Genomic DNA, 17,277 nt, shown 5'->3' with positions numbered 1-17,277 from the left:
ATGTTCGAACATCTGGACAGAATCGCGGAGTCGGCCCGAGATGCTGAGCGCGTGCGCGCCTTCCATTGCGATGTAGGACGCCGTGCAGTAGTCCGACTCCGGGGTCACCTCCGAGCACGTGCCCACCGCCTGGGCGCCGAGCTCGACTGCGTTGACGCATCCGCGACGGTCTCCGAGCATCGCGCTCGATACGGCGACCTGGCGCTGCGCCAAGGCGACGACCGAAGGATTGAGCTCTGTCGGCTGCCGAAGAGCGGCCTCTGCAAGGCGCAAGCCTGCCGATGGCTGTTGACCTTCGGTAGCGATGTTGCTGCGACGAGTCAGCCCGTATGCGACAAGACGAGGGTCGCCCAACTCTTGCGAGATCTCGATTGCTCGCACCGTCCAATGATCCGCTTGGGTGAAGTCTCCCTGGTCCTGATGGAGCCAGCCGCAGAATTCGGCATAGCGACCGACGATCCATAGAAGAGCGCTGCGGTCTCGTCCGCATGCGTTGAGCGCCCACCCTTCGGCTCGCTTAGTCTGCTCAGTGACCACATCGACCAGCAGCTGAGAGCCGAGGTTTTGATCTGCTCGTGCGTGTAGGGCAAACGTCGACGAAAGATAGTCCACGAGTTCCGGGCCGACGACGAGCGGTGACGGTGTTGCATGCACTCCGAGACCGAGTTCGGCCTCAGAGACTTCGAGAGCCAGTGCGAGAAGCTCTCGGTACATGGCTGTCGGTCGATGGCGTCCGTTTTCCCAACCTGACACGGTCACTCGCAGCCCGGGTGCTTCGGGCAGTGCAAGGTTGCGCATCCGAGCGACCGCGATGAGTTGACGAATCAGTTGCTGCTGACTCCAGCCACGCTCGATTCGCAATCGAACGATCTGGTTTTCCTGCATGGCCGTGCCCTTCGCGATCGGGGGAACTCGCGTTTGTGATGAAGCATGCCTGACGCCTCTGACAATTTCGAGGACGTAGCAAGTAGTAAGTGGCGGCGTGCTACGTCATGCCACCTTTTGCGCAGTCTGAACTTCGGCTCTCCTTGATAGTGACGCGGCGCACTCAAGCGCCCGAACCGTTAGGAGATTGAGATGCGTCTCAAGATCAACATCGAGGGCATCCGGTTCATGGTCACGAAGGCCCATGAGCCGAAGCTGGACCACAACACGAAGCAGCAAAAGGTCGACAAATCGACCGGTGCGCTGCAGTGGAAGAGCCAGATCATGGCGTTGGACGAGTCGGGTGGGGAGATTCTGACGATCACGACGGACTTCGAGCCGAAGGTGAATGTCGGGGAGTTCGTCCGAGTCGACGGGCTGGTCGCGATGCCGTGGAGCACGGAGACCGGGTCGGGGGTCGCGTTCCGCGCGGGACATATCGGCCCGCTGAACGGGTCCAAGCCGGCCGAGCCCGGGAAGGCCGCCTGATCATGCCCGACCTCGACGTGGTGGAAGGGCTTCGATCACATGCGCGCGGCGACTACGCACAGGAGGCGGGTGTCGAGCTGCTGGTCCGCGCGTTCGGCGGCCGCTTCACCGACCAGGGCTGGCCGTGGATTCAGGCCGGTGACCGGCCGGGCTGGTACTGGGTCGACGCCGACGCAATCCTCGCGAACTGGGGTGTGCTGTCGGGCGGTGAATGTCGGGTCCTGGCCGTGGCGGCGGCGTTGGTTGGCTACGGGCCACTGGACGAGTTGGGGGCCACGCTGTCCGGGCTGGATCGCCGCAACCTAGAACTGGTGCTGGCCGCGATGGCGCACGCCGGAGGATCTCATCAGCATGCGGGTCTGGCCGACGATAACGGCCGACTCCGTCTGGTCCGGCTGCCCGCCGTGATCGGCTGGCCCGACGCGCCGGCAAGGGTGGGTTGAACGATGCCAGCGAAATGGCAGGTAGCGAGGATTGTGGGACATTTCGCCCTGGATCCGGGTCCGGTTCGTTCTCGAATGGTGCTGGGCGACCACGGACCGTATGTGACGATCGCTCTCCCCGGCGGTGATGTCGTGTTGGTTGCCGCCGACCCGATGGCTCTGGGCCGGCTCGCGGTCGCCTGCGCCCACGCGCAGAGCGCCCTGCGCACCGCGCAGGCCCGGCACGCCCTCCTCGGGCCCGAGCCGACGGCGAACCGCGACCTATGACCATCCAGACCGTCGATCGTGTCGACATGGCCGGCAGGTTGCGGCGGTGGGCCCGCGGACTTCCCGCCCACGAAGCAGCCGTCGAACTGCTCCTCCGCGCGTGGGATGGTCGACTGGTCCACCCCTCAAGGCCATGGATCCGCCTGGATGACGGCTGCCTGTGGCTCGACCCCGACCGGTTCCACCCCATGCCAGCCGACTTGTCGGAACCGGAGCAGCGGATCGTGGTGATCGTCGATGCGCTCGCGTCCGGCCGCCCGATCGGACACCTCGCCGACCGGCTCGTCGAACTCGACCGGCCCACCTTGCGACTCGTCCTGGCCGCATTCGCGCACGCCGGCAGCCGCCACACCGTCCGCCTCGCACCGCTCGTCTCCTGGAGCGAACCATGACCAGCCTCCCCTGGGTTCGCCAGGCCGGCCGCGTCCTCGCCCTGGTGGGCCGTGAGGTCGGCTGGTGGGTCGGCGGTACTGGCCGGTTGTGGTGGCGGTACAAGCTCCGCACCAGTCTTCACGGGGCTGCGACGGCTGTGGCGTGGTGGCAGGACCAGCTCGTGCTCATCGCGGCGCTGGTGATCCCGGTTGTCGCCCTCGCAACCTGGGCACGGGGGTGGCCGGCCAGTTACCGTGGCCGACTTGCCGATCCGCTGGCCCGGTACCGGTTCGCCCGGTGGCTGCGACGGGAGTGGCCGCTGTTGATGGAGTCGGTCGGGCTCGCCCGCCGAGTCCCAGCCACAGGTCACCTACGACGAGGCGATCGACGGCGGGATGGGACCGAGGTCGAGGACGGTCCAGTGGTCGAGTCGCCGAGCCTGGATCGGGTTCGCTGGACACGAGGGCAGCTGATGGCCTGGCCACGGTTGTTGACCGGGCAGACGGTCGACGATGTCGAACTCGCCGCGGACCGGCTCCGGGTCGCTGTCGGTGCACGCCGCTGCCGCATCCTGCCGAACCCTGAGGTCACCGGGTGTTCGATCGTCTGGTCGTTCTCCGACCCGTTGGCCGCCCCGTTCGACGCGACCGTCCCCGCCGAGGATGCTCCCCTCGGCCCGGTCGGGTGGGTGCCGTTGGGGTGGACCGAGGACGGTCAAGTGTGGCGGCTGTCGATCACCATGTCGACGCTGGTCGCCGGTTCGTCGGACTCCGGTAAGGCGTCGGTGACCTGGGGGCTGCTGTTCGCGTTGGGTCCGCAGAACCGGGCCGGTGTGGTCCAACTGCACGGCATCGACCTGAAGGGCGGCATGGAACTGTCCATGGGCCGACCGCTCTTCACCCGCTACGCACAGACCGTCGACCACGCCGTGGCGATGCTCGAGGACGACGCCCGGAACCTACAGGCCCGCGCCGAACGGCTGGCCGGACGGACCCGGCAGCACGTCCAATCCGTCGACGAGCCGTCGGTGGTCATCGTGATCGACGAACTCGCCGCCCTGATCGCCTACACCACCGACCGTGACCTGACCCGCCGGGCCGAGGCCGCGCTGTCGATCATCCTGTCCCAGGGTCGGGCGGTCGGCTACCGGGTGTTCGCGTTCCTGCAGGACCCGCGCAAGGAAACGGTGAAGATGCGTCACCTGTTGACCCAGGTGATCGGGCTGCGGCTCCGCGACCGGGAGGAAGTCACCATGGTTTTCGGCGACGGTGCCCTCCGACACGGCGCGCTGTGCCACAAAATCCCGCATACCACCCGCGGCGTCGGCTACGTCCTCGGCGAGGACAACCACCCGATCCGCGTGCGCGCCGGCTTTGTCAGCGACGACATGATCAAAACCGCCGCAGCCCGGTTCCCCGCACCCCGACAGATCCCGATCATCATCCCCGCCGAGCCAGAGACACCCGCCCGGCGGCCGTCGACCCGAGCGCGGGCGGCTGCCCGTACCAGCGTCGGGGGCGAACCGTGACGTCCGCACCGATCGTATTGGCGGATCTGCTGCCGGGCACGGTGGCGGAGATGGCGGCCCGGGCCGGCCGGCCCGATTTCGACCGGTGGGCCGCCCAGGCGAAAGGCTGCGGACACTGCGCCCGTCCGATCCGACTGAAGGGTTCGACCCGAACCCACACCCCCGACGGTCGGCTGGTCGACTGCTACACCACCGCCGCCGAACCCGACGGTGTCGCCTACCTGCGCTGCGGGAACCGGCGGGCCGCGGTGTGTGAGACGTGTTCGCACGAGTACCAGGGCGACATGTGGCACCTCCTCTACGCCGGGGTAGCGGGTGGCATCAAGGGCGTGCCGGAGACGGTCGCGGAGCATCCGATGGTGTTCGCCACCCTGACCGCACCCAGCTTCGGTGCGGTGCACACCACGCGCGGCGCCGGCCGGGTCTGTCACTACCGCCGCCGGACCGGCACCTGCCCACACGGCCGTCCGACCGGCTGTACCATCGTCCACGCCGAGGACGATCCACAGCTGGGGACACCACTGTGCGTCGACTGTTACGACTACCACGGCCATGTCGCGTTCAACTGGTACGCGCCAGAACTATGGCGCCGGTTCACCATCGCCCTCCGACGGCGGATCGCCGCTGCTCTCGGTGTTCCCCGGTCCCAGTTGAACAAGCATGTGGCGGTGTCGTTCGCGAAGGTTGCCGAGTTTCAACGCCGCGGCATCGTCCACTTCCACGCCCTGATCCGACTCGACGGCCCCGGTGACCCGTACGCTCCGCCGACTGTTGAGCTTGACGCCGTGCAGCTCGGCCGGCTGATCATCGACGCGGCAGCTGCGGTGCGGGTCACCACCGACCCGTACACGTGGGGTGGTCCGAGCTGGGATCTGGAGTTCGGCGAGCAGTGCGACGTCCGCCCCGTCCACGGGCGGGCGAACCGGGACGCCTCCAGTGGGCCGATGCATCCGGAGATGGTCGCCGCCTACATCGCGAAGTACGCCACCAAAGCGGCCGACGACTTCGGGCTGCATCACCGCCGGCTGCCCGACGGCGCATCCCTGGAGGCGCTGAACCTGTCCGACCACACGAAACGGCTGCTGAAAACGGCGATCGGGATCACCGGTCAGGCGTCGGCCGTGATCACCGCCCTGGAGGACTACGCCGATTCGGTCGGCCTGGACGACACCGACAACGCGCAGGTGATCGCCGACGCGAAGAGCTGGCTACCGCTCCTGAAGTGGTTGCACATGCTCGGATTCCGTGGCCACTTCTCCACCAAGTCCCGCGGTTATTCGACCACGATGGGGTTCCTGCGCGGCGAGCGGCGTGCCTGGCGCCAGGCGCACACCCCGGACCGGCCGCCGATCGACCCAGACATCGGCGCGGACGAGCTCGAGGATTCCACGCTCGTCGTGGTTCGCGGCTGGACATTCGATGGTGCCGGCTGGCTCAGCTCCGGCGATGCGGCGTTGGCTGCCTCGGCCGCGGCGCGTGCCCGGGCGCGCCGGGAAGCTGCGCAGTTGGCGGATGGTCCGGTCGATCTGGATGTCGGTTGAGGAGGGAGTGCCTGTGTCGAAAGCAAACTCGGCTGCAGTGTCGATGCCGATGGTCACCGCGGAGCGGTTGTGGACTATCCAGGATGTTTCGGCGTTCCTCGTTGTGCCGGTGGGCACGCTGCATCAGTGGCGATACCTGGGGCTCGGCCCTGCGGCGTATCGGGTTGGTCGGCATTTGCGCTATGACCCTGCCGCGGTGAAGGCCTGGCTGAGCGAGCAGGCGTCCTGATGGTTGCCAGCACCTGCCCACACATCGGCCTCCCCCGACGACCAGCCAATCTTGTGGTCGGAGGGCCGGGGGTCAGGGGTGAGCGCAGCGAATCACGTAGTGACGCCGTAGGCGCCCTTGAGGCCCGGGCCTCCGACCACACACTTTCCGGGTCGGGGGAGGCCGCTCTGGCCGCGACGTGGCCTCGGTTCGGGGGTTGAAGTGGCTGGGAGCATTCAGCGACGGCCTGACGGCCGGTGGCGGGCTCGGTATCGCGATGCGACTCATCGGGAACATGCCCGCCATTTCGCTCGCAAGAGTGATGCGGCGCGATGGTTGGCGTCGCAGGAGGTCGCGATCGCCCGCGGCGAGTGGATCGACCCGGCGCTGTCCAGGATGACGGTCGGGAATTGGATCGAGAACTGGATCCAGTTGCAGGTGCAGCTGAAGCCGACGACACGGGTTCGCTACGACGTGGCTATTCGCCGGCAGATCCTGCCGGTGTGGGAGTCGGTGCCGCTGGCGAACGTGACCCATTCGGAGGTGTCGTCGTGGGTGCTGGGCCTGAGCGCGACGCTTGCGCCGGCGACGGTCCGTTACGCGTTCCGGGTGTTCTCGCTGGCGCTGTCGGCGGCGGTGAAGGATGGGCGGATGGTGCGGAACGTGGCCGAGGGAGTGCCACTGCCTCGGATCGTTAGTCGGCCGAAGCGGTTCCTGACACATGATGAGGTGGGGCGGTTGGCGGCGGCCTGTGAGCCGTACGGGACGTTGATTCGCGTGTTGGCGTATGCCGGTCTGCGGTGGGGTGAGCTGGCCGCGTTGCGGGTGAAGCGGGTCGACTTGGCCAGACGCCGGCTGGAGGTTGTTGAGGCGGTCACCGAGGTCAATGGGCGGGTCGTGTTCGGGACTACGAAGACTCATCAGCGGCGGTCGGTCCCGATTCCTCGGTTCTTGGCCGACGAGCTGGCGACCGCGATCTCGGGGAAGGGACCCGAGGACCTGGTGTTCGTATCGCCGGGTGGCGAGGTGTTGCGGAACACCAACTTTCGGCCGCGCTTTTTCGATCGCGCGGCAGATAAGGCGGGGTTGCCGGGGCTGACGCCTCATGAGCTGCGGCACACCGCGGCGAGCCTGGCGGTCGCGGCCGGGGCGAACGTGAAGGCAGTGCAGCAGATGCTTGGTCATGCGTCTGCGGCGATGACGTTGGATGTGTATGCGGGCTTGTTTGGGGACGATCTTGACGGTGTCGCCGAACGGCTCGACGAGGCTGTTGTCCGGCGAAATGCGGACTCAATGCGGACCGTGGGCGACCAGGCAGCGGTTCAATCGACTGTGGGAGGTGCGAAATATGTCGCTGACTAGGGCTTCAGCTGGAGCCGCCTTGGGGAATCGAACCCCAGACCTACGCATTACGAGTGCGTTGCTCTGCCAGCTGAGCTAAGGCGGCCGGTGCAAGGCCGTGGATCCGGCCATGCACGAGGGCCAACTATAGCGATCGGCCCGCCGGGGCCGTAATCACTTGTGAGGCGCCCGAACGCACAGCAACGGTCGAGCCGGAGCCAACGCCCGGCACAGACTGGACGATCACTGTGGTGGACGTCGAGCCGGAGCCTGCCGCCCGGTTCCGGCTATCAGCACTGGCCAGCTTGATCGGCACCCGCAGTGGTGCTCGGCGGCTGGCGGCCGCAACGTTCTCGCCACCGCATCGGAGGAACTCACCATGACCGTCCACCCCGACGAGCCCGACCGCCCCGACGGGCAGCCGGATCCAGCCGCCCATCCGGCTGACGTGCCGGCCGGAGCCGTCCCCGCCGAGCAGGCGCGACCGGCAGCCACACCCGCTGCCACCAATCCCGCATCGACTCCCACCTCGACTCCGGGCAAGGCCAAGCGGCTGCTCCAGCTGGGGGCGGTCGGTGCCGCCGGCCTGGTCGCCGGCAGCGCGCTCACCTTCGCGGTCACCGCGAACGGCAACACCGCAAGTGACGGCCGCGGCGGCACGAGCAGCGGCCAGTTCGGCGGGCCCGGCGGCCAGGGCGGCATGGGGTACGCGCGTGGCGGCCAACCGCCGGGACAGTTCGGCGGTCAAGGCCAGGGCACCGAGGGCGGCACCGACCAGGACCAGGGTGCGCCAGACGACCAGGCCGGCACCCAGCCGGGTTGAGCCCGGCCCGCCGGCCGAGGAGGCAGCTAGCAGGCCGTCCCCGACTGCGGCAGCCGACCGTCCGCGAGGTACGGCCGGACGATCTCCGCGTAACACGCCGACCCGAACGCCGTGTGACCTGTTCCCCGATGGGTCACCAGAATCGCTGACGGCAGCTGCCCGGCCATCCCCTGCGCCCACTCGTAGGGGGTGGCCGGGTCGCCGGTCGTCCCGATCACGATCAGCGGCGGAGCCGTCGGCGCGGTGACCTTGCCGAGACCCTTCGGCGCGTCGACCGGCCAGACCGCGCACTCCACGTCAGCGCCGACCACCGGCCCGAAGATCGGCGCCTTCCGCGCCTCCGCGGCCGCGTCTTGCCAGGCCGCGGCGAGCCCGGTGTTCGGCTCGTCGGCGCAGTGACTGGCCGGATAGGCCACCGCGAACTGGGTCCACGAGCCGTCCGCGCGCCGACCCAGCAACCCGTCGGCCAGCCGCAGCAGCCGGCTCCCGTCGCCGCGGCGCTCGGCCCGGTCCAGCGCGTCGATCAACACCGGATAACCGCCTTCGCCGGCGTACAGCGCCTGCAGGGTCGCGTCCGCCGCCAGGGTCTGGGTGAGAGTGCGGTCCCCTACCGCGAGCGGCCGCTGCTCTAGCCGCGTCCACAATCCCGAGATGATGCCGATCACGTCCGCGCGGGTCGTCCCCAGCGCGCATTTGGACGTCCTCGACACACACCAGTCGGCCATCGCCTCCAGGGCACGGTCGAAGCCCTGGAGTTGCAGGACAGGCGAGCCGCTGATGTTCACGGCGCCGTCGAGCACGAACCGTCCGACCCGGTCGGGAAACAACTGCGCGTAGTCCGCCCCGATCAGCGTTCCGTTGGACAACCCGACATAGTCGAGCGTCGCCAGCCCGAGCGCGCTCCGGATCAGGTCCAGGTCCCTCGCCGTCTCCGCGGTCGACAGGTGCGCGAGCAACGCCCCGGAACCGGCCAGGCAGGACAGTCCGAACCGCTGCGCCCCGTCGACCAGGGCCGTCCGTTCGGCGGGGTCGTCCGCTGACAGGTCCAGCCCGGCGTACGCGTCCATGGCTGTGTCACCCCAGCAACGGACCGGTGTTGACGCACCGCTCCCCCGCGGATCCCAGCTGACCACGTCGACCGGGCCGAACGGGTTGCCGTCGAGCCCGGCGAGGAAGGACAGGCCCGAACCTCCGGGACCGCCCGGGTTGGCGAACACGACCCGGCCCGAACCGTCCGCACCGCCGTAGGGACGACGCCCGATCGTCAGGGTGATCGCGGTCCCGTCGGGGCGCGCGTAGTCCAGCGGCACCAGCAGCGTCGCGCACTGCAGCGACCCGCACGCCTGCCAGCGCAGTCGCTGCCCGCGATAGCGGTCGAGCCCGGCGCCCGGCGGCGGCTCGGCGAACCCCTCAGGACGTACGTCCGGCACCGGCTGGACCGGACGCCCGTCTGCCGGGCGGGAGGGCAGCCGGGCCGGCTCCGAGGGCAGCTGAGCCGACCGGGCCGGCGACGGCGTCGGGGCGGCGCAGCCGCCGAGCCCGAGGAGTGCGACTGCCAGCGCCGCCGCTGCTCGCCGCGCGAGCCCCACCGGAGCCGCTCAGGAGTCGCGGGCGCGTCGGCGACGCCCCCGCCCGCGGGCTGCCATCCGCCCGCCGGCAGCTTCGCGACCCGCGCCCGGCGCCGGGTCCTCGGCAGCACCGGCGGCCGTCACGGCCTCGGCCGGGAGTGGGTCCGCCGGATCGTCCCGGCCGGTACGGACGGCGTCGCGGTCCTTGCCCTCGTACGCCTGTCGCGAGCCGCACACCGTGGCCAGCGCGCAACTGGTCATCGCTCCGGACGCGGCGACCCGGACGAGCACGGAGTCGGCGGGAACCTGGTGTGCGACCACCACGCCGTCCCCTTCGTCGGTGCTCACCCGCGACCCGACGGCCGGGGCCTGACGGGCGAAGTCGACGTACAGCGGGTGCTCGTACTTCAGGCAGCACATCAGCCGGCCGCACGCGCCGGAGATCTTCATCGGGTTGGGCGGCAGATCCTGCACCTTCGCCATCCGCAGGCTGACCGGCTCGAAGCTGTTCAGGAAGGTGGCGCAGCACAGGTCGCGGCCGCAGTTGCCGAGGCCGCCGACCAGTCGTGCGGCGTCCCGGGACCCCACCTGGCGCAGGTCGATCCGGGCCCGCAACGTCCGCGCGAGCTCGCCGACCAGGGCACGGAAGTCCACCCGGTGCGGAGCGGTGAAATAGACCACCACCAGCTCGTCGAAGTCCTCACCGGAGTCGACGTAGTCGACGCCGACCACCTTCATCGGCAGCTCGTGCCGCTTGATCAGCTTCTTGGCGACCAGCTTGGCCTCGGCCCGGCGCCGCCGGTTCTCCTCGTCCCGGGCCAGCGCTTCATCACCCGCCTTGCCGGCGCACACCGGCAGATCGACGAAACCGGTCTCGGCGTCGTCGACCCACTCCGGCGCCCAGACGCACTCCGCCACCTCGGGACCGGACTCGGTCGGGACGAGCACGCGGTCACCGACGGCGTACGTCCCCTCGCCCGGATCGAGGTAGTAGAGCCGCCCGTAGCGCTCGAACGAGACGGCCATCACACGACCCATGTCCGTCAGCCTATGCGCCGCGGGCCGGCGCGGCAGCGGGGCGACCGATCCCGGTTCATCTTCGCTCGCCCTGCACCCACGTCGCGCGTGAAGCTTCTGCCGCGAACTGGGTCGAACTAGCGCGAAGTCGGAAGGGCGCGGGCCGCGGCGAGGCGGCCCGAGGCGAGGCGAGCCGGGCCGAACGATGCAAAGGCCCGGCAGCGCAGTGCTGCCGGGCCTTCGACACCGGGTGGGTCGCCGGGGGGGGTGACGCCCACCACGCCTCGGGGGGAGGTTCTGTTACTTCTTGATCTTCAGCCGGAAGCCGACCTTGAGGTGGTTCGGGTTCTTCAACTTGCTCTTGTTGAGCTTCCAGAGCGCCTTCCAGCCACCCTTGATGTGGTGCCGCTTGGCGATCTTGGCGAGGGTGTCGCCGCGCTTGACCTTGACGTACTTGGCCGAGCTCGCCCGCTTGGCGACGCTCTCGACCTTCGCCGTCGACTTCTTCTTGGCGGTCGGCTTCTTCGCCGTCGTGACCTTCTTCTTGGCGGCCTTCTTCGCACCCGGGTTGCTCGCCGGCGTGGCCTTCTTGCTGGCCTTGCCGTTCTTCTTGGTCAGGTGCGCCTTGCGGCCGCAGCTCGGCCAGGCACCGGCGCCCTGCGACGCCAGCACGCGGCGGGCGATCGCGATCTGCTCGGACTTGCTGGCCTTGTGCGCCTTGCCGGCGTACTTCTTGCCACCGAACGCACGCCAGGTGGAGTTGGAGAACTGCAGACCGCCGTAGAAGCCGTTGCCGGTGTTGATGTGCCACCGGCCGCCGCTCTCACACTTGGCGACCTTGTCCCAGACGGTCTTCGACGCGGCGTCTGCCGGTCCGGCCGTCGCGGCGCTGATGCCCAGCGCCAGCGCAACCGCGGCAATGACGCCGACGATGCGCTTGATGATCGAGGTGGACAACGCTGGACAACCCCCTTCGCTGACACCGCCTGTGAAGTGAGCTGACGGGTTCGGACTGTCAGTTGCCCGGCCGAACGCGGTTCGGCTTCACCCCATCTCCGCGTCGTCCGGCTGCGAGGCAGCCGGGCCGGGAGAACTGGTTCCTCCACCTCCGCTGCGCCCGAGGCTGTCTCGGCTGAGGCATCCGCCCAGCGAAGCTCGGCGCGGCGGACACGCGGCCACGGCCGTACATCGGGTACGTCCGCGGTAGTTCTCGTTCGGGTCGGCTCGATCTCTTTCGCAAGCGCAGTTTGATAACGAATCGGACACGAAACTCGCCACACCGTATGCGGATCCTCAACCAGCACGCAACTCGGGTGTATGCACCCGTTGCGCGAGGTCACGACCAGGACACAACCGGCTGACATGCCCAGGACGGCTTCTGTCCTGGTCACGGCACTATTACGAGCCTCACACGAGCCAGATTGTGCTGTTCCTCACATTCAGCGAGGCTGGACCGCGTGGTCGACTGGTCTGGTGGACACGCCCGCCGCCGGCTCGCCCTTGGCCGATACCCAGCTCGTCGACGTCCTGATCGTCGACGGGGCCAACGTCGTCGGCTCCCGGCCGGACGGCTGGTGGAGCGACCGGGCGGGTGCGGCCGCACGGCTGCATGCCCGCCTGGCCGCCACCCCCGGGCTGGCGAACCACGTCGTGCTGGTGCTGGAGGGCCGTGCCCGGGCCGGCGTGCCGGCCACCCGGAGCGGACCGGTCCATGTCGTGCACGCTCCCGGCGAGGGCGACGACACCATCGTCGACGAGACCCGAGGAGTCGTTGCCGAGCGCCGGACCGCTGCAGTCGTCACCGCCGACCGCGGCCTGGCCGCCCGGATCGAGGAGGTCGGCGGGCGTCTGCTGCGACCCGGCTGGCTGCTCGGCCGACTCGACGCCCCCGACGAGAGCGGTCGGGCGCACTGAATCGGCCCCGGGCGGCAATCTGATCAATCGGGCCAGGACCTCCTGCGAGCTGCGGGCATCGGGTGCCCGACCCTCATCACGCCTGGCCCGGCTCCTCGAACACCACACGCACACCGGAGGGGGCGACCACGGTGAGCAGCCGGGTGCGGAACCGGGATCCTCCGCTTTCGACGCTGAGCTCGTGATCCAGACCGCCTCGCTCACACACAGACACGAGGACGTCGAGCTCCTCGCCGCTGTCCAGTTCGAACTGCCAGCGCAGACCGTGCTCGTACGCCGGCTGTTCGGCCGACGATCGTTGAAGCCCGATCACGGCGGCCCCGTGCCGAATGGCCAGGAAACCCGGGAACTCGTCTCCTTCGTAGTGGTCCTCGAAGCCGAACCGCCGGCAGAAGTCACGTTCGGCGTACTGGTCGGCGACGTACATGATCGGGTGCAGCTGCATGGGTCTCGGTGTCGCGAACGAGCGATGGACGGGCTCCGGGCCTCCGCCCAGCCGGGCGAGGCGCGGCGCGGCGCCCGACGAATCGAGCGACTCCGGCCGGTAGGGGTCGATCAGTCGCCGACGAAGACGCAGAACGGGTGACCGGCCGGGTCGGCGAACACGTACAACGGCTCGTCCGGATCGTCGGTCCGATCGAGCAGCTGGGTGGCGCCGAGCGCGAGCGCGCGGCCGCGCTGGACTTCGAGCTCCTCGCGGCTGGACACGACGGTGTCGAGGTGGAACATCTGCGGCACCGTCTCGTCGGGCCAGGTCGAGGGCCGGACGCCGTCGGTCTGCTGGAACGCCAGCTGCGGCCCGGTGGAATTGTTCAGCACCAGCCAGTCCCGATCCGGCTGACCGGGCGAGGGTGGCTCGTCACCCTGGCGATAGCGCAGGCCGAACATTTCCCGATAGAACTCGGCCAGCCGGCGGGCGTCGGTGGTGTCGAGCACGACTTGGACGATCCGTGGATGGGTCATGCAGGCATGCTGCCATCCGGCTCCGACAGCACCGGCAGACCGGCCGCCGGCACCGGTCGGCGCCGGACAGCAGAAGACCCGAGCCGACGGCTCGGGTCCTGTGGCACCTCAACTCATCTGGCGCCGAACACGGCGCCGACATCTTGGCGGTTGTCGGGGAGGACGCTCGGGGGTTCGTCTCCCCCGACAACCGAGCATCAGCGTACATGATCCCTGGGGGCTCCGTGCAAGATTCGTCCAGATCGCGAAACAAAAACAACATCCCTGGTCAGAGGTAGTTTTTCGATCAACTATTCATCAGCGAAATCATCGTCGACTCGAGCGCCAGCAGCGGCGCGACGTTGGTCTCCAGCGCCTCCCGGCAGGCCAGCAGGGCGTCGATCCGGCGCAGGATCGCCTCCGGCGACGAGCGCCGCGCCATCACCGCGATCCGCGGCGCCAGCTCGTCGTTGACGAGGTCGGCACCGCTCCCTGTCTGGACGCAGAGCACGTCACGATACAGACCGGTCAGCTCGGTCAGCGCCCGGTCCAACGCGTCGCGCTGGAGCCGCTTCGCCCGTGCCTTCTGCTGGTCCTCCAGCTCCTTCATCGCGGCCTGCGCCTGGCGCGGCCGGGCGCCCTTGGTGCCGAACCCCAGCGCCTCCTGTAGCGCCGCTTTCTCCTTCGCGTCCTGGTCCGCGGTCGTCGCCGCGACCTCGGCGGTGCTCGACTCGAGCAGGGTCGCGGCCGCCCGCAGGCAGTCGCCCAGGTCGTCCAGCTCGAACGGGATCCGCAGCACCGCCCCGCGGCGCTTCCGGGCGTCCTCGCTGCGGGCCAGCATCCGGGCGCGGCCGATGTGGCCCTGCGCGGCGCGGGCGGCCGAGAGCGCGGTCGTCGCCTCGATGCCGTCCCGCTGCTGCAGCAGCTCCGCCACCGCCCGCACGCCCGGCGTCTGCAGGTTCAGCCGGCGGCAGCGGGACCGGATGGTGGCCACCACGTCGTCGGCGGTCGGCGCGCAGAGCAGCCACACCGTCTTGGGGGCGGGCTCCTCGATGCTCTTCAGCAGCGCATCCGCGCCCCGCTCGGTGACCCGGTCTGCGTCCTCCACCACGATCACCTGCCACCGGCCCAGGGTCGGGCTCATCGACGCCCGGCGGACCAGTTCGCGCACCTCGTCCACGCCGATCGACAACAGCTCGGTCCGCACCAGGGTGACGTCGGGGTGCGCGCCCGACAAGGACGTACGGCACGCGGTGCAGGCACCGCATCCGCCGCGTTCACACTGCAGAGCGGCGGCGAACGCACGGGCGGCGTTCGAGCGGCCCGAGCCGGGCGGGCCGGTGATCAGCCAGGCGTGCGACATCGCGTGCGGCTCGCCGGCGACTGCCCGGCGCAGGGTGGCGACCGAGCGTTCCTGGCCGACCAGCTCGGCCCAGACCCCGGGCGCGCTCGGTCCTGTCCAGGCTCGCTCGGTCGACACGGCCTCCGTCATGGCGACAGTCTGCCTGCCGGGTCCGACGGCGCCCGCCGGCCGAGCAACCCCAGCACCCGCTCCAGGATCCGCGCCGCCAGATCCTGCCGGGACTCGCGAGCCGGCAGCACCAGGTAGTGCTCGGGTTCTCGCGCCGCGAGCTGCAGGAAGAGGTTGCGGGCGCGTTCGTGGAAGTCGGCGCCGGCCGCCTCCAGCCGATCCTTGTCCGCGATCGTGGTCAGCGCCTGATCGGGATGGACGTCGAGCAGGACGGTGAGGTGCGGGCGGAGGTCGTCAGTGGCCCACCGGGCGACCCGCTCCACATCTCCCAGGTCCAGCACCCGGCCCGCGCCCTGGTAAGCCAGCATCGAGTCGACGTAGCGGTCGCAGACCACGACCTTGCCGGCCGCCAGCGCCGGTAGCACCACGCTGCTCACGTGATGCGCCTTGTCGGCCGCATACAGCAGCGCCTCGGCCCGCGGGGCAAGGTCGCCGGTGGCGGGGTCGAGCACGATCCGGCGGATCTGCCGGCCGGCCTCGCTGTCCCCCGGTTCGTACGTCCGCAGCTGCGCGATGCCGAGCGCATCCAGGTTGGCGCAGAGCAGCTCCACCTGGGTGGACTTGCCCACCCCGTCGCCGCCCTCGAACACCACGAACAGCCCGGTCGGCGTCCGCCGGCCGCTCACGGGGCAGGCTTCGCCGAGCCGGATCCGGGCCGGGCCGCGTCGGCGCGGAGCGGGCTCAGCTTCTTGGCCGTCTTGGCCCACTTCGTCGAAAACGCCTCGCGTGCCGCCCGCGCCTCGGCCAGCTCGTGCTCGTAGCGGCGGCCCAGCTCGAACGCCTCGACCGGCGTCACCTCCGCGGCCCGGGCCCGGCTCAGCTGGACGATCGACGCCCGCCGTGCCGCCTCCGCCAGCAGCTCGGCGGTGGTGTCGAGCCGCGGCCGCAGCTGGTCGAACCGCCCCGGCTCGATCTCCTCCACCAGATCGCAGGTGCGGGTGAGGTCCTCCAGGGTCGCTCGGGCCTCCGCCCAGGCCTCACTCGAGGGATCGCCACGGAGCTGGTCGGCCGCCTTGCCGAGCCGGCGCCACTCGCGGTCCAGCATCCGCTCCAGCACGTCGTCGGTGCGCTGCCGGCGGGCCTCCCCGGTCCGGCTCGTCCGGCACGCGCTGACCAGCCGTTCCAGCAGCGCCAGATAGCGCTCGGACCGGAGCTTCGCCTTGAGCCGGTCGTCCGCACCGAGCCCGTCGGCCTCGGCGGCCTCGGCGGCCAACCAGCCCAGCTCCTCGTCCAGGTCGGAGATCAGGTCGTTCTGCAGCGCCGGGGCGATGCTGCGGATCTCCCGGCGCAGCTGGCTCGCCGCAACGACCAGATCGGCGGCAGCGGTGGGCTGGTCCGCCTGGAGCGCCAGGTCCGCGTGCAGGATCTGCCGCAGCCGCCGGGACAGCACGCTGGTGACGAAGGCGCCGAACGGGGTCGAGGCGTCCACCGGCGCGGGCTCGGGATAGTCGGTCAGCCCGTTGGCGGGTGCACCCAGCCGGTTGACCAACCGCGGGAACCGCTCCACCCGGGTCGCTCCGGCCGAGCCGAGCACCTGGCCCAGCCAGTAGTCCTGCTCCTCGGTCAGACCCGGCCCGATCGGGGTCATCATCACCTCGCGGTAGCGGGCGGTGGTGAGCCCGCCTCTGCGGACGGTGACCTTGTCGTCGCGGAGCAGCGCCATCGTGGTGCCATGGTCGTCGCGCAGGGCGAACTCGCGCCGCTCGCAGCGCAGCGCGGCCACCGGCCCGAGCGCCGCCCGGCGGCGGAACGGCCTGATCATGTCCGCGAGCTCCTGCGGCAGATCTCCCTGGCCCATCGGGTCGATCCGCTCCTTGGGCAGCAGCGGGACCCAGTCCGGCGCCCCGAGATACCACTCACCGCGCTCGTCGAGCACCCGGTGGGCGAGCAGCACGCCGCTGCGGATCATCCGGTGGTCGGGAGCGTCCAGCAGGGTCAGGTCGATGTCGTAGCCGGCGTTGTGCCCGGCCCGCGCGACCAGGTTGTGCAGCCCGATCGCGGGATTGATCATGCGCGGCGCCGGCGCGCTGTACGGCATGTCCCACAGCCGCTGCCCGGGTGGCCGCCGGACGGCCGCCGGCGCTGCCGCCGACCCCTGGTCGCGAGCCGGCCCGGCATCGGCGGACGGCTCGGCGCCGGCCCGCTTCTCCTTCGGCTTGCGGGTGCCGTGCTCGGTCCCGCGCTTGTGCGACCCGCCGGACCGCTTGCCCTTGCTCACGCTGTGTCCGTTCGCTCGCACACGGCGCCGGGAAGCCGATCATCCGGCGTCACCTCACGCACGACCCACTCCCCTCGCGCACAGCCCGAACCACCTCGGCCCCATCGCGCGCTCGACAACACCGGAAGACCGTCGCGCGCTCGACAACACC

The 17,277-nt window shown here is 70.0% G+C and carries 19 protein-coding genes, 1 tRNA gene and 1 riboswitch; of the genes, 10 read left to right on the top strand and 10 right to left on the bottom strand.

All coding sequences use genetic code 11. From position 1 onward, the window contains the following. Positions 1–885, bottom strand: an 885-nt coding sequence (locus tag ABD747_RS18465) for a helix-turn-helix domain-containing protein (RefSeq protein WP_344807305.1), incomplete at its 3' end; no start/stop codon positions are given. A gap of 192 nt (positions 886–1,077) precedes the next feature. Between ABD747_RS18465 and ABD747_RS18460 the strand changes: the two genes are divergently transcribed. The 8 genes from ABD747_RS18460 (at position 1,078) to ABD747_RS18425 (ending at position 7,134) form a co-directional block, all read left to right on the top strand. Continuing rightward, a complete protein-coding gene (locus ABD747_RS18460) occupies positions 1,078–1,413 on the top strand; it encodes a hypothetical protein (RefSeq protein WP_344807303.1) in 336 nt (111 codons plus the stop codon). A gap of 2 nt (positions 1,414–1,415) precedes the next feature. Next, on the top strand, positions 1,416–1,856 hold the full coding sequence (locus ABD747_RS18455) for a hypothetical protein (RefSeq protein WP_344807301.1): 441 nt from the start codon (positions 1,416–1,418) through the stop codon (positions 1,854–1,856). A 102-nt stretch (positions 1,857–1,958) separates the two neighbouring features. Continuing rightward, on the top strand, positions 1,959–2,123 hold the full coding sequence (locus ABD747_RS18450; protein ID WP_344807299.1) for a hypothetical protein: 165 nt from the start codon (positions 1,959–1,961) through the stop codon (positions 2,121–2,123). Then, positions 2,120–2,515: a hypothetical protein gene (locus tag ABD747_RS18445; protein WP_344807297.1), complete on the top strand. Its 396-nt coding sequence runs from the start codon at positions 2,120–2,122 to the stop codon at positions 2,513–2,515. Before ABD747_RS18450 ends, ABD747_RS18445 begins: the two co-directional genes overlap by 4 nt. Beyond that, positions 2,512–4,023 (top strand): FtsK/SpoIIIE domain-containing protein, encoded by a 1,512-nt coding sequence (locus ABD747_RS18440; protein WP_344807295.1) that lies wholly within the window; start codon positions 2,512–2,514, stop codon positions 4,021–4,023. Before ABD747_RS18445 ends, ABD747_RS18440 begins: the two co-directional genes overlap by 4 nt. Next, positions 4,020–5,564: a replication initiator gene (locus ABD747_RS18435; RefSeq protein WP_344807293.1), complete on the top strand. Its 1,545-nt coding sequence runs from the start codon at positions 4,020–4,022 to the stop codon at positions 5,562–5,564. The genes ABD747_RS18440 and ABD747_RS18435 overlap by 4 nt, the downstream gene beginning before the upstream one ends. A 49-nt stretch (positions 5,565–5,613) precedes the next feature. Further along, complete coding sequence (locus ABD747_RS18430) at positions 5,614–5,793, top strand: helix-turn-helix domain-containing protein (protein WP_344807291.1); 180 nt, start codon at positions 5,614–5,616, stop codon at positions 5,791–5,793. A 315-nt stretch (positions 5,794–6,108) separates the two neighbouring features. Beyond that, complete coding sequence (locus tag ABD747_RS18425; protein ID WP_344807289.1) at positions 6,109–7,134, top strand: tyrosine-type recombinase/integrase; 1,026 nt, start codon at positions 6,109–6,111, stop codon at positions 7,132–7,134. Between the two features lie 9 nt (positions 7,135–7,143). Here ABD747_RS18425 and ABD747_RS18420 read toward each other — a convergent pair. Then, positions 7,144–7,219: transfer RNA gene (locus ABD747_RS18420), tRNA-Thr, on the bottom strand. A gap of 273 nt (positions 7,220–7,492) precedes the next feature. On the opposite strand from ABD747_RS18420, the gene ABD747_RS18415 reads away from it, so the two are divergent. Beyond that, positions 7,493–7,936 carry a hypothetical protein gene (locus ABD747_RS18415; protein WP_344807287.1) on the top strand — a complete coding sequence of 148 codons (444 nt, stop codon included), beginning with the start codon at positions 7,493–7,495 and terminating at the stop codon, positions 7,934–7,936. Positions 7,937–7,962: 26 nt separating this feature from the next. Here ABD747_RS18415 and ABD747_RS18410 read toward each other — a convergent pair whose 3' ends face one another. The 3 genes from ABD747_RS18410 to ABD747_RS18400 form a co-directional block, all read right to left on the bottom strand. After that, the gene (locus ABD747_RS18410; protein WP_344807285.1) at positions 7,963–9,525 is read right to left on the bottom strand and encodes an alpha/beta hydrolase; all 1,563 of its coding nucleotides are present in this window, start codon (positions 9,523–9,525) and stop codon (positions 7,963–7,965) included. A gap of 9 nt (positions 9,526–9,534) precedes the next feature. Further along, positions 9,535–10,542, bottom strand: coding sequence for a PSP1 domain-containing protein (locus ABD747_RS18405; protein WP_344807283.1), 1,008 nt, complete (start codon positions 10,540–10,542; stop codon positions 9,535–9,537). Between the two features lie 279 nt (positions 10,543–10,821). Beyond that, complete coding sequence (locus tag ABD747_RS18400) at positions 10,822–11,478, bottom strand: transglycosylase family protein (RefSeq protein WP_344807281.1); 657 nt, start codon at positions 11,476–11,478, stop codon at positions 10,822–10,824. Between the two features lie 12 nt (positions 11,479–11,490). Further along, positions 11,491–11,656, bottom strand: a riboswitch (cyclic di-AMP (ydaO/yuaA leader). Positions 11,657–11,994: 338 nt separating this feature from the next. Here ABD747_RS18400 and ABD747_RS18395 point away from each other — a divergent pair. Beyond that, the gene (locus tag ABD747_RS18395; RefSeq protein WP_344807279.1) at positions 11,995–12,435 is read left to right on the top strand and encodes a hypothetical protein; all 441 of its coding nucleotides are present in this window, start codon (positions 11,995–11,997) and stop codon (positions 12,433–12,435) included. A gap of 76 nt (positions 12,436–12,511) precedes the next feature. Here ABD747_RS18395 and ABD747_RS18390 read toward each other — a convergent pair whose 3' ends face one another. The 5 genes from ABD747_RS18390 to ABD747_RS18370 form a co-directional block, all read right to left on the bottom strand. After that, positions 12,512–12,880, bottom strand: coding sequence for a hypothetical protein (locus ABD747_RS18390; protein WP_344807277.1), 369 nt, complete (start codon positions 12,878–12,880; stop codon positions 12,512–12,514). Between the two features lie 110 nt (positions 12,881–12,990). Next, positions 12,991–13,398, bottom strand: coding sequence for a VOC family protein (locus ABD747_RS18385; protein ID WP_344807275.1), 408 nt, complete (start codon positions 13,396–13,398; stop codon positions 12,991–12,993). A gap of 286 nt (positions 13,399–13,684) precedes the next feature. After that, positions 13,685–14,869: a DNA polymerase III subunit delta' gene (locus ABD747_RS18380; protein WP_344807273.1), complete on the bottom strand. Its 1,185-nt coding sequence runs from the start codon at positions 14,867–14,869 to the stop codon at positions 13,685–13,687. Then, complete coding sequence (gene tmk, locus ABD747_RS18375; RefSeq protein ID WP_344807271.1) at positions 14,866–15,534, bottom strand: dTMP kinase; 669 nt, start codon at positions 15,532–15,534, stop codon at positions 14,866–14,868. The genes ABD747_RS18380 and tmk overlap by 4 nt, the downstream gene beginning before the upstream one ends. After that, complete coding sequence (locus tag ABD747_RS18370; RefSeq protein WP_344807269.1) at positions 15,531–17,126, bottom strand: hypothetical protein; 1,596 nt, start codon at positions 17,124–17,126, stop codon at positions 15,531–15,533. Before ABD747_RS18370 ends, tmk begins: the two co-directional genes overlap by 4 nt. Positions 17,127–17,277: the final 151 nt, after the last annotated feature.

Origin of the sequence: Microlunatus ginsengisoli (genome assembly GCF_039537205.1) — a bacterium.
In the GTDB taxonomy this organism is placed as follows: Bacteria; Actinomycetota; Actinomycetes; order Propionibacteriales; family Propionibacteriaceae; genus Microlunatus; species Microlunatus ginsengisoli.
Note: the sequence above shows the minus strand (reverse complement) of the source record. Positions and strands in the feature narration are given on the sequence as shown.

Excerpts from the sequence above, each read along its gene's own strand:
- ABD747_RS18390 (WP_344807277.1), bottom strand. The coding sequence starts at position 12,880 with ATGCAGCTGCACCCGATCATGTACGTCGCCGACCAGTACGCCGAACGT.
- ABD747_RS18455 (WP_344807301.1), top strand. The coding sequence starts at position 1,416 with ATGCCCGACCTCGACGTGGTGGAAGGGCTTCGATCACATGCGCGCGGC.
- ABD747_RS18430 (WP_344807291.1), top strand. The coding sequence starts at position 5,614 with ATGGTCACCGCGGAGCGGTTGTGGACTATCCAGGATGTTTCGGCGTTC.
- ABD747_RS18460 (WP_344807303.1), top strand. The coding sequence starts at position 1,078 with ATGCGTCTCAAGATCAACATCGAGGGCATCCGGTTCATGGTCACGAAG.
- ABD747_RS18385 (WP_344807275.1), bottom strand. The coding sequence starts at position 13,398 with ATGACCCATCCACGGATCGTCCAAGTCGTGCTCGACACCACCGACGCC.
- ABD747_RS18415 (WP_344807287.1), top strand. The coding sequence starts at position 7,493 with ATGACCGTCCACCCCGACGAGCCCGACCGCCCCGACGGGCAGCCGGAT.
- ABD747_RS18445 (WP_344807297.1), top strand. The coding sequence starts at position 2,120 with ATGACCATCCAGACCGTCGATCGTGTCGACATGGCCGGCAGGTTGCGG.
- ABD747_RS18405 (WP_344807283.1), bottom strand. The coding sequence starts at position 10,542 with ATGGGTCGTGTGATGGCCGTCTCGTTCGAGCGCTACGGGCGGCTCTAC.
- ABD747_RS18440 (WP_344807295.1), top strand. The coding sequence starts at position 2,512 with ATGACCAGCCTCCCCTGGGTTCGCCAGGCCGGCCGCGTCCTCGCCCTG.
- ABD747_RS18380 (WP_344807273.1), bottom strand. The coding sequence starts at position 14,869 with ATGACGGAGGCCGTGTCGACCGAGCGAGCCTGGACAGGACCGAGCGCG.